Annotated in this window: 14 protein-coding genes and 1 tRNA gene; 12 read left to right on the top strand and 3 right to left on the bottom strand. The window is 71.3% G+C overall.

Going from position 1 to position 12,117, the window contains the following annotated elements:
- Nucleotides 1–5 precede the first annotated feature (5 nt).
- The gene (locus ACIRP7_RS04335; protein ID WP_403653745.1) at nucleotides 6–629 is read right to left on the bottom strand and encodes a 5-formyltetrahydrofolate cyclo-ligase; all 624 of its coding nucleotides are present in this window, start codon (nucleotides 627–629) and stop codon (nucleotides 6–8) included.
- A gap of 93 nt (nucleotides 630–722) precedes the next feature.
- Here ACIRP7_RS04335 and galU point away from each other — a divergent pair, with 93 nt between their 5' ends.
- The 7 genes from galU (at nucleotide 723) to ACIRP7_RS04370 (ending at nucleotide 6,263) form a co-directional block, all read left to right on the top strand.
- Nucleotides 723–1,625 (top strand): UTP--glucose-1-phosphate uridylyltransferase GalU, encoded by a 903-nt coding sequence (gene galU / locus ACIRP7_RS04340; protein WP_403653748.1) that lies wholly within the window; start codon nucleotides 723–725, stop codon nucleotides 1,623–1,625.
- Between the two features lie 4 nt (nucleotides 1,626–1,629).
- Nucleotides 1,630–2,952 (top strand): gephyrin-like molybdotransferase Glp, encoded by a 1,323-nt coding sequence (gene glp / locus ACIRP7_RS04345; protein ID WP_403653751.1) that lies wholly within the window; start codon nucleotides 1,630–1,632, stop codon nucleotides 2,950–2,952.
- Nucleotides 2,953–3,014: 62 nt separating this feature from the next.
- A complete protein-coding gene (gene moaC / locus ACIRP7_RS04350) occupies nucleotides 3,015–3,494 on the top strand; it encodes a cyclic pyranopterin monophosphate synthase MoaC (RefSeq protein ID WP_053852462.1) in 480 nt (159 codons plus the stop codon).
- Nucleotides 3,491–3,997 (top strand): molybdenum cofactor biosynthesis protein B, encoded by a 507-nt coding sequence (locus ACIRP7_RS04355; RefSeq protein WP_403653754.1) that lies wholly within the window; start codon nucleotides 3,491–3,493, stop codon nucleotides 3,995–3,997. The genes moaC and ACIRP7_RS04355 overlap by 4 nt, the downstream gene beginning before the upstream one ends.
- The gene (locus tag ACIRP7_RS04360; protein ID WP_352388887.1) at nucleotides 3,994–4,632 is read left to right on the top strand and encodes a GNAT family protein; all 639 of its coding nucleotides are present in this window, start codon (nucleotides 3,994–3,996) and stop codon (nucleotides 4,630–4,632) included. The genes ACIRP7_RS04355 and ACIRP7_RS04360 overlap by 4 nt, the downstream gene beginning before the upstream one ends.
- 184 nt (nucleotides 4,633–4,816) lie before the next feature.
- Nucleotides 4,817–6,100, top strand: coding sequence for a gephyrin-like molybdotransferase receptor GlpR (gene glpR, locus ACIRP7_RS04365; protein WP_403653757.1), 1,284 nt, complete (start codon nucleotides 4,817–4,819; stop codon nucleotides 6,098–6,100).
- Between the two features lie 89 nt (nucleotides 6,101–6,189).
- A tRNA-Ala gene (locus tag ACIRP7_RS04370) sits at nucleotides 6,190–6,263 on the top strand.
- Between the two features lie 60 nt (nucleotides 6,264–6,323).
- Here ACIRP7_RS04370 and ACIRP7_RS04375 read toward each other — a convergent pair.
- A complete protein-coding gene (locus tag ACIRP7_RS04375; RefSeq protein ID WP_403653760.1) occupies nucleotides 6,324–6,800 on the bottom strand; it encodes a GNAT family N-acetyltransferase in 477 nt (158 codons plus the stop codon).
- A 29-nt stretch (nucleotides 6,801–6,829) separates the two neighbouring features.
- Here ACIRP7_RS04375 and ACIRP7_RS04380 point away from each other — a divergent pair, with 29 nt between their 5' ends.
- Nucleotides 6,830–7,633, top strand: a complete 804-nt coding sequence (locus ACIRP7_RS04380) for an exodeoxyribonuclease III (protein WP_403653763.1) — start codon at nucleotides 6,830–6,832, stop codon at nucleotides 7,631–7,633.
- Nucleotides 7,634–7,640: 7 nt separating this feature from the next.
- On the opposite strand, the gene ACIRP7_RS04385 is transcribed toward ACIRP7_RS04380, so the two are convergent.
- Nucleotides 7,641–8,282, bottom strand: coding sequence for a MerR family transcriptional regulator (locus ACIRP7_RS04385; RefSeq protein ID WP_403653766.1), 642 nt, complete (start codon nucleotides 8,280–8,282; stop codon nucleotides 7,641–7,643).
- Between the two features lie 152 nt (nucleotides 8,283–8,434).
- Here ACIRP7_RS04385 and ACIRP7_RS04390 point away from each other — a divergent pair, with 152 nt between their 5' ends.
- The 4 genes from ACIRP7_RS04390 (at nucleotide 8,435) to ACIRP7_RS04405 (ending at nucleotide 12,034) form a co-directional block, all read left to right on the top strand.
- The gene (locus tag ACIRP7_RS04390; protein ID WP_403653769.1) at nucleotides 8,435–9,952 is read left to right on the top strand and encodes a flavin-containing monooxygenase; all 1,518 of its coding nucleotides are present in this window, start codon (nucleotides 8,435–8,437) and stop codon (nucleotides 9,950–9,952) included.
- Nucleotides 9,949–10,866, top strand: coding sequence for an alpha/beta fold hydrolase (locus ACIRP7_RS04395; RefSeq protein WP_403653772.1), 918 nt, complete (start codon nucleotides 9,949–9,951; stop codon nucleotides 10,864–10,866). The genes ACIRP7_RS04390 and ACIRP7_RS04395 overlap by 4 nt, the downstream gene beginning before the upstream one ends.
- On the top strand, nucleotides 10,863–11,747 hold the full coding sequence (locus ACIRP7_RS04400; RefSeq protein WP_403653775.1) for an SDR family oxidoreductase: 885 nt from the start codon (nucleotides 10,863–10,865) through the stop codon (nucleotides 11,745–11,747). Before ACIRP7_RS04395 ends, ACIRP7_RS04400 begins: the two co-directional genes overlap by 4 nt.
- Nucleotides 11,748–11,836: 89 nt before the next feature.
- Nucleotides 11,837–12,034: a hypothetical protein gene (locus tag ACIRP7_RS04405; RefSeq protein WP_403653778.1), complete on the top strand. Its 198-nt coding sequence runs from the start codon at nucleotides 11,837–11,839 to the stop codon at nucleotides 12,032–12,034.
- Nucleotides 12,035–12,117: the final 83 nt, after the last annotated feature.

Consider the following 12,117-nt stretch of genomic DNA (forward strand, 5'->3'; position numbering starts at 1 on the left):
CTTCCTCATGCGGGGGTGCGGAGGCGGCGCACACCCGACGGCGTCACCACCGCGTCCACCGGGCGGTCGTGCGCCTCCTCCGGGACATGCGCGACGACCTCGGAGTCGTACAGGAGCACCACCAGCGCAGGCCGTGCGCCCGCGCGCTCCAGGCGCGCGAGCACCCGGTCGTACGACCCCCCGCCGCGCCCCAGGCGCATCCCGCGCCCGTCCACGGCGAGGCCGGGCAGCAGCACGACGTCGGCGCCGGTCACGGCGTCCGGGCCCAGACGCTCCCCGGCGGGCTCGAAGAGGGCCATTTTCCCGCCGTGTTGGACGCGCGTGACGGAGCCCTCGCCGGTGTAGGCGCCCCAGTCCAGATCGTTGTCCGGCAGCAGCGCCGGGAGCAGGACCCGCACGCCCCGCTCGCGCAGCGCGTCGAGGAGGGTGAGCGTGCCGGGTTCGCTCCCCACGGAGACGTACGCCGCCACCGTGCGCGCACGCGCCAGCTCGGGCAGCCCGAGGGCCCGGCCGGCCAGCGCGGAAGCCGCTTCCCGTACGTCATCGGCCGTCAACCTGTTCCTCACCGCCAGGTACTCTCGTCGCAACGTTCGCTTGTCAGGCTCGGTGGGACGTCCGACATGACTCAAGGTCTGCACCCGTACCCTTTCAATGCGCTCATATAAGAGCTTATTAACCGGAGCCACAGATTCCAGGCAAAGGCACCGGATAGGGTTGCGGACATGACTCAGTCGCACCCTCGGATCAGCAAGGCTGTCATTCCGGCAGCAGGGCTCGGCACCCGCTTCCTGCCCGCCACCAAGGCCACTCCCAAGGAGATGCTGCCGGTGGTCGACAAGCCGGCGATCCAGTACGTGGTCGAGGAGGCCGTCTCGGCGGGCCTCGATGACGTCCTCATGATCACGGGACGCAACAAGCGCCCCCTGGAGGACCACTTCGACCGCAACTACGAGCTCGAGTCCGCCCTCCAGAAGAAGGGCGACGCCGACCGGCTCGCCAAGGTCCAGCAGTCCAGCGACCTCGCCACCATGCACTACGTGCGCCAGGGCGACCCCCGCGGCCTCGGCCACGCTGTCCTGTGCGCGGCGCCCCACGTGGGCCAGGAGCCCTTCGCGGTCCTCCTCGGCGACGACCTGATCGACGCCCGCGACCCCCTGCTCAAGCGGATGATCGAGGTGCAGGAGCAGCACGGCGGCAGCGTCATCGCGCTGATGGAGGTCGCGCCCGAGCAGATCCACCTCTACGGCTGTGCCGTCGTCGAGGAGACCGAGGACAGCGACGTCGTCCGGGTGAGCGGCCTCGTCGAGAAGCCGGACGCGGCCGACGCCCCGTCGAACTACGCGGTCATCGGCCGCTACGTCCTCGACCCGCACATCTTCGACATACTCCGCAAGACCGAGCCCGGCCGGGGCAACGAGATCCAGCTCACCGACGCCCTCCAGCAACTCGCCCAGGACGAGAAGGTCGGCGGCCCGGTGCACGGCGTCGTCTTCAAGGGCCGCCGCTATGACACCGGGGACCGCGGCGACTATCTGCGTGCCATTGTCAGACTCGCGTGCGAACGTGAAGACCTGGGCCCGGACTTCCGGACCTGGCTTCGCAGTTACGTAGCCGAGGAGATGTAGGCACTTGAGCAGCGCCGCGCCCCGCCCCGCCGACCAGGACCACCTCTGGTCGGTGGACGAACACCTGGAGGACATCCTCGCGACCGTCCGCCCCCTCGAACCCATCGAGCTGCAACTGCTCGACGCCCAGGGCTGCGTCCTGGTCGAGGACGTCACGGTCCCGGTGTCCCTGCCCCCGTTCGACAACAGCTCCATGGACGGGTACGCGGTACGGGTCGCGGACGTGACGGGCGCGAGCGAGGAGTTCCCGGCCGTCCTGGACGTCGTCGGGGACGTGGCGGCGGGCCAGGCCGAGCCGCTCGAGGTCGGCCCCGGACAGGCCGCCCGCATCATGACCGGCGCCCCGCTGCCGCCCGGCGCAGAGACCGTCGTGCCCGTCGAGTGGACCGACGGCGGCCTCGGCGAGGGCCCGGTCAGCGGGATGCGCGCCCGCAGCCTCGCCCCCGAGGGCGCCGAGGGGCACGTGCACGTGTACCGGCCCGCCGAGGCCCGCGCGCATGTGCGTGGCCAGGGCAGCGACGTCCGCGCCGGCGACCGCGCCCTGGACGCCGGAACCGTCCTCGGCCCGCCGCAGATCGCCCTGCTCGCCGCCATCGGCCGCGGCACCGTACGCGTGCGCCCGCGCCCGCGCGTGGTCGTCATGTCCACCGGCAGCGAACTCGTCCAGCCCGACGAGGGTCTCGGCACCGGCCAGATCTACGACTCCAACAGCTTCGCCCTCACCGCGGCCGCCCGGGACGCCGGCGCCATCGCCTACCGCGTGGGGGCCGTCGCCGACGACGCCGAGACCCTGCGCGCCACCATCGAGGACCAGCTCGTCCGCGCCGACCTCCTGGTCACCACGGGCGGCGTCAGCGTCGGGGCGTACGACGTCGTCAAGGAGGCGCTGTCCTCCGTCGGCGACGCGGACGAGCCGGGCAGCGGCATCGACTTCCGCAAGCTCGCCATGCAGCCCGGCAAGCCCCAGGGCTTCGGTACCATCGGCCCCGACCACACCCCGCTGCTGGCCCTGCCGGGCAACCCGGTGTCGTCGTACGTCTCCTTCGAACTGTTCGTCCGCCCCGCGATCCGCACCCTCATGGGCCTCGACGACGTCCACCGGCCGCGGACCAGGGCCACCCTGACCGCGGACAAGGCGCTGACCTCGCCCAAGGGCCGCCGGCAGTTCCTGCGCGGCGCGTACGCCGACGGCTCCGTCAGCCCGGTCGGCGGCGCCGGCTCCCACCTGGTGGCCGCCCTCGCACAGGCCGACGCGCTGATCGTCGTACCGGAGGACGTGGAGTCCGTGGAGCCCGGCACCGAGGTCGAAGTGGTCCTGCTCGGCTGACCACTCCAGGTTGGCGGTACCGTGTCGCGCACAACAGGCCGGACCGGGAGCGCCGCACAACCATGAGTACGCAGGACCGACTGACGCACATCGACGAGGCGGGAGCCGCCCGTATGGTCGATGTCTCCGGCAAGGACGTCACCGCACGCACCGCGCGCGCGAGTGGACGCGTCCTCGTCTCGCCCCGAGTGATCGAGCTGCTGCGCGGCGAGGGTGTCCCCAAGGGCGACGCCCTGGCCACCGCGCGGATCGCGGGCATCATGGGCGCCAAACGCACCCCCGACCTCATCCCGCTGTGCCACCCGTTGTCGGTGTCCGGTGTGAAACTGGATCTGTCGGTCGCGGACGACGCCGTGGAGATCCTGGCCACGGTGAAGACCACGGACCGCACGGGCGTCGAGATGGAGGCCCTCACCGCGGTCTCCGTCGCCGCGCTCACCGTGATCGACATGGTCAAGGCGGTCGACAAGGGAGCGGTCATCACGGACGTACGGGTCGAGGAGAAGACGGGCGGCAAGTCGGGCGACTGGAGCCGGGCATGACGTATCGCGCTCTTGTGGTCACCGCGTCCAACCGGGCCGCCGCCGGTGTCTACGAGGACAAGGGCGGCCCGCTGATCGCCGACGGCCTGAAGAGATTCGGCTTCACCGTCGACGGCCCTCAGGTCGTCCCCGACGGTGACCCCGTGGAGGCCGCCCTGCGAGCCGGTGCCGATGCCGGATACGACGTCATCGTCACCACCGGCGGCACCGGCATCTCGCCCACCGACCGCACCCCCGAGGCGACCCGCGCGGTGATCGACCACGAGGTGCCGGGCATCGCGGAGGCCGTGCGGGCGTTCGGACGGCAGAAGGTGCCGACCGCCGCGCTCTCCCGGGGCCTGGCCGGGGTGGCGGGACACACGCTGATCGTCAACCTGCCGGGTTCCAGTGGCGGGGTGAAGGACGGACTGGCCGTCCTGGAGCCCCTGTTGATCCACGCCGTCGACCAGATCCGCGGCGGCGACCATCCCAGACCCGGCGCCGGCAGTGGGGGTGCGAGCTGAACAGCCCGTCCTGGCCCGTCGTACTGGCGGACGGCGATGTCGTCCTGAGGCCGATAAAGATGCGCGACCAGCGGGTCTGGCGCGAGGTCAACCGGCGCAACCGGGACTGGCTGCGCCCCTGGGAGGCGACCATCCCGCCGCCCACCCCGAGCGGCCCGATCGCGCACCGCCCGACCTACCGCCAGATGGTCCGCCACCTGAGGTCCGAGGCGAACGCGGGGCGGATGCTGCCGTTCGTCATCGAGTACCGGGGCCAGCTCGTCGGGCAGTTGACGGTCGCCGGGATCACCTGGGGCTCGATGTGCTCGGGGCACGTCGGCTACTGGGTGGACCAGTCGGTGGCCGGGCGCGGGGTGATGCCGACCGCTGTGGCGCTTGTCGTGGACCACTGTTTCCGTACGGTCGGTCTGCACCGCATCGAAGTCTGCATTCGCCCCGAGAACGTGCCCAGCCGACGGGTCGTGGAGAAACTCGGATTCCGCGAGGAGGGACTGCGGCCGCGCTATCTCCACATCGACGGGGCCTGGCGGGACCATCTCGTGTTCGCGCTCACCGCGGAAGAGGTGCCCGACGGGCTGCTCAGGCGCTGGCAGCGGGCCCGCTCCAGCGGAACACCGCACGACAATCCCGCATAGCCGGGAAATGGAATACGTGTTCGAAAATGATCGGTGCATGACCGTCTCAGGGCATTGAATTCCCGACTGAGGCGGCCTGCTGATCGGATCGGTCGGAAAAAAAGCTCGAAATATCAGCCAGATCGTGCGACACACCGGCGCAATTGGCAGATGGCCTCACGCAAACCCCTCTACCGTGTGAGGCGTGAGCAGCAGCGGCCTCATCTACGCAGTCATTGTCGGGGCCTGGGCCGCCTACTTGGTGCCGATGTGGCTCCGTAGGCAGGACGAGCTGAACGAGGCCCGTCCGACGGAACGCTTCAGCACCGCCATCCGGCTGCTGTCCGGACGGGCGGGCATGGAGCGTCGATACGCCAAGGACCTGCGCGCGCGCTCCACCGACGAGGGGGAGCACGGCGCCGACGAACCGGATGTCGTCACCGACTCGGTGGACGTCCGGGCCTTCGCCATGCCTCCGACCCGTCCGCAGACCCAGGCGACGGTCCAGCCGCCTGCGTCCGAGCGCCAGGCGCCGCGCGAACACGCGCGGGAAGCCGAGCCGGAGCGCGGGCGGCAGGCGGGGCGGGAAGCAGGGCACGGCGACCCGGCGCGCGCGAAGACCAACGCGCCCGCGCCCGAACACGGTGGCGCCCCGACGCGGAAGCAGACACCCGCCTCCGCCGCCCGGCGCACGGCCGCCGCGGAAGCGGCCGCGGCGCGCGCCCGGCGTGTGAAGGTACTCGCGCGCCGACGGCGTACGACGGTGATGCTCTTCCTCGCCTTCACGCTCGGCACGATCGTCGCCGCCGTAGGAGGACTCGCCTTCCTGTGGGCGCCGGGCGTGCCCGCGGTGATGCTCAGCGCGTACATCGCGTACCTGCGCTCCCAGGAACGCCGCCGCTTCGCCTACCAGATGGACCGACGCCGAGCCGAGGCCGCCGCCCAGCACCTGCGGGAGCGGGCCCGTCAGCCGCGCCGACGCGCGTCCGTGAGCACCGGCTCGGACGCCGACGAACCGGACGAGGGACCAGGGGCGCAGACCGATCCCGGGCTCTCCGCGCTCGCCGCCGACCGGCGCGCCCTCGTCGAGCAGACCGACCACGCCGAGTGGGTCGACCAGCAGCGCGAGCGGCAGCGCAGGCCGGGACACGGGGACAGCTGGGACCCGGTACCGGTGCCGTTGCCGACGTACGTGACCGCGCCGGTCGCTCCGCGGGCCACCGCGGACGTGGACCTCGGCGCGCCGGACGCGTGGAGTTCGGCCCGGTCCAGCACCGTGGCCCCCGAGCACTCCGGCCAGGAGGCGGCGCCCATGGCGGACGACGGGGGATCGGAGGACGGGTCCGACGACGCGGACGACAAGCCCGAGGCGGACGGCCGCACCGACGCCCGCCGCGCCGCCTCCGCACGCCGGGCACGCGAGCGCGGCCGTACGCCGCTCTTCGACCAGTACGAGGAAGGCGAGCGGCCGCGCGCGGCCAACGAGTGAGGGACGGGGCCGGGATCAGCGGGCCCTGACCAGCCGGGAACGGATTTCCAAGCATCCGGACGGGGATGCTAGAGTTTCACTCGTTGCAAGGGCCTGTGGCGCAGTCCGGTAGCGCACCTCGTTCGCATCGAGGGGGCCAGGGGTTCGAATCCCCTCAGGTCCACGCATCATGAAGACCCGCTCCTGATTCAGGAGCGGGTCTTCTGTCATCCGTGGGGTGGTTTCACAGGGGCTTCGCGAAGCAGCGGCTCTCCTCGAAGTGGCGGTAGTAGCCGAACTTGACGCAGGGTTCGTAGCCGCTGGAGGTGTACAGGGCGATCGCCTCCGGCTGCTTGGTGCCGGTCTCCAGGACCATGCGCAGCCGGCCCGCCGCGCGGGCGTCCTCCTCCAGGGCCGCCAGGACACGGCGGGCGAGGCCGCGGCCGCGCATCTGCTCGATCACGTACATGCGCTTGAGCTCGGCGTCGCCGTCCAGGTTGCCCTCGCCGTTCGCGTCCTGGGAACGCCAGCCGCCCGTGGCGACGGGGCTGTCGTTCTCGTCGTACGCGATCAGGTACACGCCGTTCGGCGGATCGAAGTCCGTCGGGGCCAGCTCGGTGGCGTCGCCGCCGTCGCCGTAGCGGACGTGGTACTCGGCCTGGACCTGGTCGTTGAGCTTGACGGCGTCGGGGTGGTCGAAGGGGACACGGCGGATCATCATGCCCTCCAGTGTGCCGGTATCGTTCCCGGGTGCTCACTGTGACCTCCGCCAATGTGAACGGGCTGCGCGCCGCCGCGAAGAAGGGCTTCGTGGAGTGGCTCGCGGAGACCTCCGCCGATGTGCTCTGTCTGCAGGAGGTGCGCGCCGAGCCGCAGCAACTGCCCGACAGTGTCCGTGCTCCCGAGGGCTGGCACGTGGTGCACGCACCCGCCGCCGCCAAGGGCCGCGCCGGTGTCTCCCTCTACACCCGCCGCGAGCCCGACCGGGTCCAGGTCGGCTTCGGATCGGCCGAGTTCGACACCAGCGGGCGCTACGTCGAGGCGGACCTGCCCGGCGTCACCGTCGCCTCCCTCTACCTGCCCTCCGGCGAGGTCGGCACCGAGCGGCAGGACGAGAAGGTCCGCTTCATGGACGAGTTCCTCGCCCACCTGAAGGACCTGCGGGCACGCTCCGCCGCCGACGGCCGCGAAGTCGTCGTCTGCGGCGACTGGAACATCGCCCACCAGCAGGCCGACCTGAAGAACTGGCGCGCCAACCAGAAGAGCTCCGGGTTCCTGCCGGAGGAGCGGGCCTGGCTCAGCCGCGTGTTCGACGAGACCGACGGCGGTTACGTCGACGTCGTACGGTTGCTGCATCCGGATGTGGCTGGGCCGTACTCGTGGTGGTCGTACCGGGGGCGGGCCTTCGACAACGATTCAGGATGGCGGATCGACCTCCACGTCTCCACGCCGGGGCTCGCGGCCAAGGCCGTCAAGGGGTACGTCGAGCGCGCCGCCACGCACGCCGAGCGCTGGTCGGACCACGCGCCCGTGACGGTCGTCTACGAGCTCTAGTCCACCTTCAGTCCCGCTTCCGCAACCGCCGGTCCAGCGCCAGGGACAGTTCCGCCTCCACCACGCTGCGTGCCAGGGGGCGCAGGCGGTGGAGGTCGTTCTCGTCGGCGTGGCGGAGGACGAGTTCGGCGAACATCTCGGCCAGGGCGTCGGCGTGTTCGCGGACGTGTCTGCCGGCCGCCAGGACTTCGGCGAGGGGGATGCCCTCGCGGACCAGGGCGGCGGAGACGTCCAGGAGGCGGCGGCTGATGTGGACGATCTCGTCGCCGTCGGTGCCGAGGTAGCCGAGGTCGAGCGCGGCCGCCAGGTTCTCCGCGGTGACCTCGCCCTCGAAGCGGGCGGCGAGTTCCTCGGGGGTGAGGCGGACCGGCTCCTCCTCCGTCGGCGCGACTCCCAGGACGTCGGCCACGTCACGGCCGTGGTCCAGGGCCTCGGCGAGTTCCGCGATGCCGGTGAGGGTGTGGCCGCGCTCCAGGAGGGCCGCGATCGTGCGCAGGCGGGCCAGGTGGTGGTCGTCGTACCAGGCGATGCGGCCCTCGCGGCGAGGGGGCGGGATCAGTTTGCGTTCGCGGTAGAAGCGCAGGGTGCGCACTGTGATGCCGGCCAGGCGGGCCAGTTCCTCCATGCGGTATTCGCGCTTCTCCGTCACGCCCGAACTTTATGTCGTACCCCGGGAACCCGTGGCGGTAGCCACTGATGTCAACGTCCTTCCCCCCGACCCCTACCCATCGGTACGGAGCTGCTCTACCCTCCGATTGCGCCAGTGTTCACTGGCAGAGTCGGGCAGGGAAGGCGGCGGGCATGGCCGAACACGAACATGTGCGGGTGGCGGTGGTCGGATCCGGGTTCGGAGGACTGGGGGCCGCCGTACGACTGCGGCGGGAGGGTGTCACCGACTTCGTCGTGCTGGAGCGGGCCGACAGTGTGGGCGGCACGTGGCGGGACAACAGCTATCCGGGCTGTGCCTGCGATGTGCCGTCCCATCTGTACTCGTTCTCCTTCGCGCCCCATCCCGACTGGCCGCGCACCTTCTCCGGGCAGGAGCACATCCGCGCCTATCTTGAGCATGTGACGGACGTCTTCCGGCTCCGCCCGCACATCCGCCTCAACTCCGAGGTGAAGCGGATGACCTGGGACGGCGAGAAGCTGCGGTGGGACATCGAGACAACCAGTGGCCGGCTGTCGGCCGACCTCGTCGTCTCCGCCACCGGGCCGCTCTCCGATCCGAAGATCCCCGACATCCCGGGACTGGACTCCTTCCCCGGCAAGGTCTTCCACTCCGCCCGCTGGGACCACGACTACGACCTGCGCGGCAAGCGGGTCGCCATGGTGGGGACGGGTGCCTCGGCCATCCAGATCGTCCCGGCCCTCCAGCCGCTCGCCCAGCACGTCACACTGTTCCAGCGCACTCCGCCCTGGGTCCTGCCCCGCATGGACCGGGCGATCAGCGGCGCCGAGCGCCGGCTGCACCGGCTGCTGCCCTTCACCACGCAAGTCCGGCGTGGACTGCAGTGGGGGATCAGGGAGTTGCAGGTCCAGGCGTTCACCAAGCGACCGAGTGAGCTCGGTGCCGTGGAGCAGCTGGCCAAGCGGAACATGGCCCGTGCCGTCAAGGACCCGGCGCTTCGCGCCAAGCTCACCCCCGATTACCGCATCGGCTGCAAGCGGATCCTGCTGAGCAGCACGTACTACCCGGCGCTCGCCCAGCCCAACGTGGACGTGGTCGCGAGCGGGCTCAGCCGCGTCGAGGGGTCGACACTCGTCGCCGCCGACGGCACCGAGGCCCAGGTCGACGCGATCGTCTTCGGTACGGGCTTCCACGTCACCGACATGCCGATCGCCGACCGGGTCGTCGGCGCGGACGGGCGGACGCTCGCCGAGGCGTGGAAGGGCGGGATGGAGGCGCTGCGGGGTGCCTCCGCCGCCGGGTTCCCCAACTGGATGACGATCATCGGGCCGAACACCGGCCTCGGGAACTCCTCGATGATCCTCATGATCGAGTCCCAGCTGAACTACCTGGCCGACTTTCTGCGGCAGCTCGACGTCCTCGGCGGCCGGGTCGCCCTCGACGCCCGCCCCTCCGCGGTGCGGGACTGGAACCACCGGGTGCAGGAGCGCATGAAGCGCACGGTGTGGAACACCGGCGGCTGCACCAGCTGGTACCTGGACGCGAACGGCCGCAACACCACGATCTGGCCGGGTACGACGACCGAGTTCCGGCGGGCGACCCGGCGGGTGGACCTCGCCGAGTACGAGGTGCTGCGGCCTGCCGAGCAGCGGGGCGCGGTCACCGAGGAGAGCGCGGAGGCCGCCGTATGAGCCGTCTGAGTCATGTCGTCTCCGGGCCGTACGCCCCGCCCGCCCCGGCGCGCGAGCTCACCGCCTTCTCCGCCGACGGCGCTCGCCTGCATGTGGAGGTGCACGGCCCCGAGGACGCGCCCCCCGTCGTCCTCGCCCACGGCTGGACCTGCTCCACCGCCTTCTGGGCCGCCCAGATCCGCGAACTCGCCGTGGACCACCGGGTCATCGCCTACGACCAGCGCGGCCACGGACGCAGTCCGGCGAGCCCGGCCTGCAGTGCGGACGGGCTCGCCGACGACCTCGAAGCCGTGCTGGAGGCGACCCTCGGGGCAGGGGAGAAGGCGGTGATCGTCGGTCACTCCATGGGCGGGATGACGGTGATGGCGGCGGCGGAGCGCCCCGCGTTCCGGGACCACGCGGCCGCCGTCCTGCTGTGCAGCACCGGTTCGTCGCGGCTGGTCGCCGAGTCGACCCTCGTACCGATCCGGGCCGGGCGGCTGCGCACCTGGCTGACCCGGCGTGTCCTCGGGGCGCGGGCGCCGCTCGGGCCCGTCACGCCGGCGGCCCTGCGGATCCTCAAGTACGGGACCATGGGCCCCGGTTCGGCCCCGCACATGGTGGAGGCGTGCGCGCGGATCGTGCACGCGTGCCCGCGCAAGGTGCGGTACGCCTGGTCGCAGGTCCTCGGTCTGCTCGATCTGGATCACGGCGTACGGCAGCTCACCGCGCCGGTGGCCGTCGTCGTCGGTACGGCCGACCGGCTCACCCCGCCCGTGCACGCACACCGGTTGGCCGCCGCGCTGCCGAACTGCCTCGGGGTCACCGAACTGCCCGGCCTCGGCCACATGACACCGATCGAGGCGCCGGAACCGGTCAGCGCGCGGATCCGGGAACTCGTCACCACGTACGTCCAGGTCAAGGAGGGCGCATGAGCAGGGTCGGACTCGAAGGACAGGTCGCGGTCGTCACCGGAGCGGCGCGGGGCGTCGGGGAGTTGCTCGCCCGGAAGCTGTCCGCGCGCGGGGCGAAGGTCGCGTTGGTGGGCCTCGAACCGGACGCGCTCAAGCAGCTCTCCGAGCGGCTGCACGGCGACAGCGACCACTGGTATGCCGACGTCACCGACCACGCGGCGATGGCCCGGGTCGCTCAGGAGGTCAAGGCGCGGTTCGGGAAGGTCGACATCGTGGTCGCCAACGCGGGGGTCGCGACCGGCGGGCCCTTCGTCGACTCCGATCCGGTGGCGTGGCGGCGGGTGATCGAGGTCAACCTCATCGGATCGGCCGTCACCGCCCGGGCGTTCCTGCCGGTGCTGATGGAGAGCCGGGGCTATCTGCTGCAGATCGCCTCCCTCGCCGCGATCACGCCGGCGCCGATGATGACCGCGTACTGCGCGTCCAAGTCCGGTGTGGAGGCGTTCGCGCACAGCCTGCGGGCCGAGGTCGGTCACAAGGGCGTGCGGGTCGGGGTCGGTTATCTGTCGTGGACCGACACGGACATGGTGCGCGGGGCCGACCAGGACGCCGTCATGCGGGAGTTGCGACAGCGGCTGCCGTGGCCGGCAAACAAGACGTATCCGCTGGGTCCGGCGGTCGAGCGGATCGTGGCCGGGATCGAGCGGCGGTCGAGCCATGTGTACGGCCAGGGGTGGCTGCGCGGGATGCAGGGGATGCGCGGGTACCTGCCGGGGCTCATCGGGAGCGTCGGGCAGCGGGAGATGCGGCGGTTCGGACAGCGGCTGGAGGGGATGAGGGTGGGACTCGTCGGTGCAGGTGGGGCGGCGGACGAGGAGGCGCGCGCTACGCACCGTGACTGATCGAAATGCGTTCTTTGTCCGGGCGTGTGAATCTGGTCGAGGCCCCGGCCAGGGGCCTTTCCCCCTCACCCCCACGGGAGTGAACCCACATGGGTATCAAGGACCAGTTCCAGGACAAGTCCGAGCAGTGGCAGCAGCAGGCCAAGCAGAAGGCCGAGCAGGCCAAGGAGAAGGGCCAGCGGGGTCGCCCGGGTCAGGGCCCGGACCGCGACAGCATGCGGGACGAGGAGTCCGAGCGGATGCGCCGCGAGGAGCAGGAGCGGCTGGACCCCGACTTCGACATGTAGGTAGTCGCTGCTTGACGCGTGGGGTGCCCTCTCTTTGTCGGGAGGGCACCCTGCGTTTCGCTGGTTGCGCAGTTCCCCGCGCC

Origin of the sequence: Streptomyces sp. NPDC102270 (genome assembly GCF_044766405.1) — a bacterium.
Taxonomy (GTDB): domain Bacteria; phylum Actinomycetota; class Actinomycetes; order Streptomycetales; family Streptomycetaceae; genus Streptomyces.

Bases quoted from the DNA above. Each gene is read 5' to 3' on its own strand.
- ACIRP7_RS04395 (WP_403653772.1), top strand. From the start codon at position 9,949: ATGAGCCGTCTGAGTCATGTCGTCTCCGGGCCGTACGCCCCGCCCGCC.
- galU (WP_403653748.1), top strand. From the start codon at position 723: ATGACTCAGTCGCACCCTCGGATCAGCAAGGCTGTCATTCCGGCAGCA.
- ACIRP7_RS04390 (WP_403653769.1), top strand. From the start codon at position 8,435: ATGGCCGAACACGAACATGTGCGGGTGGCGGTGGTCGGATCCGGGTTC.
- ACIRP7_RS04375 (WP_403653760.1), bottom strand. From the start codon at position 6,800: ATGATGATCCGCCGTGTCCCCTTCGACCACCCCGACGCCGTCAAGCTC.
- ACIRP7_RS04400 (WP_403653775.1), top strand. From the start codon at position 10,863: ATGAGCAGGGTCGGACTCGAAGGACAGGTCGCGGTCGTCACCGGAGCG.
- ACIRP7_RS04355 (WP_403653754.1), top strand. From the start codon at position 3,491: ATGACGTATCGCGCTCTTGTGGTCACCGCGTCCAACCGGGCCGCCGCC.
- moaC (WP_053852462.1), top strand. From the start codon at position 3,015: ATGAGTACGCAGGACCGACTGACGCACATCGACGAGGCGGGAGCCGCC.
- ACIRP7_RS04405 (WP_403653778.1), top strand. From the start codon at position 11,837: ATGGGTATCAAGGACCAGTTCCAGGACAAGTCCGAGCAGTGGCAGCAG.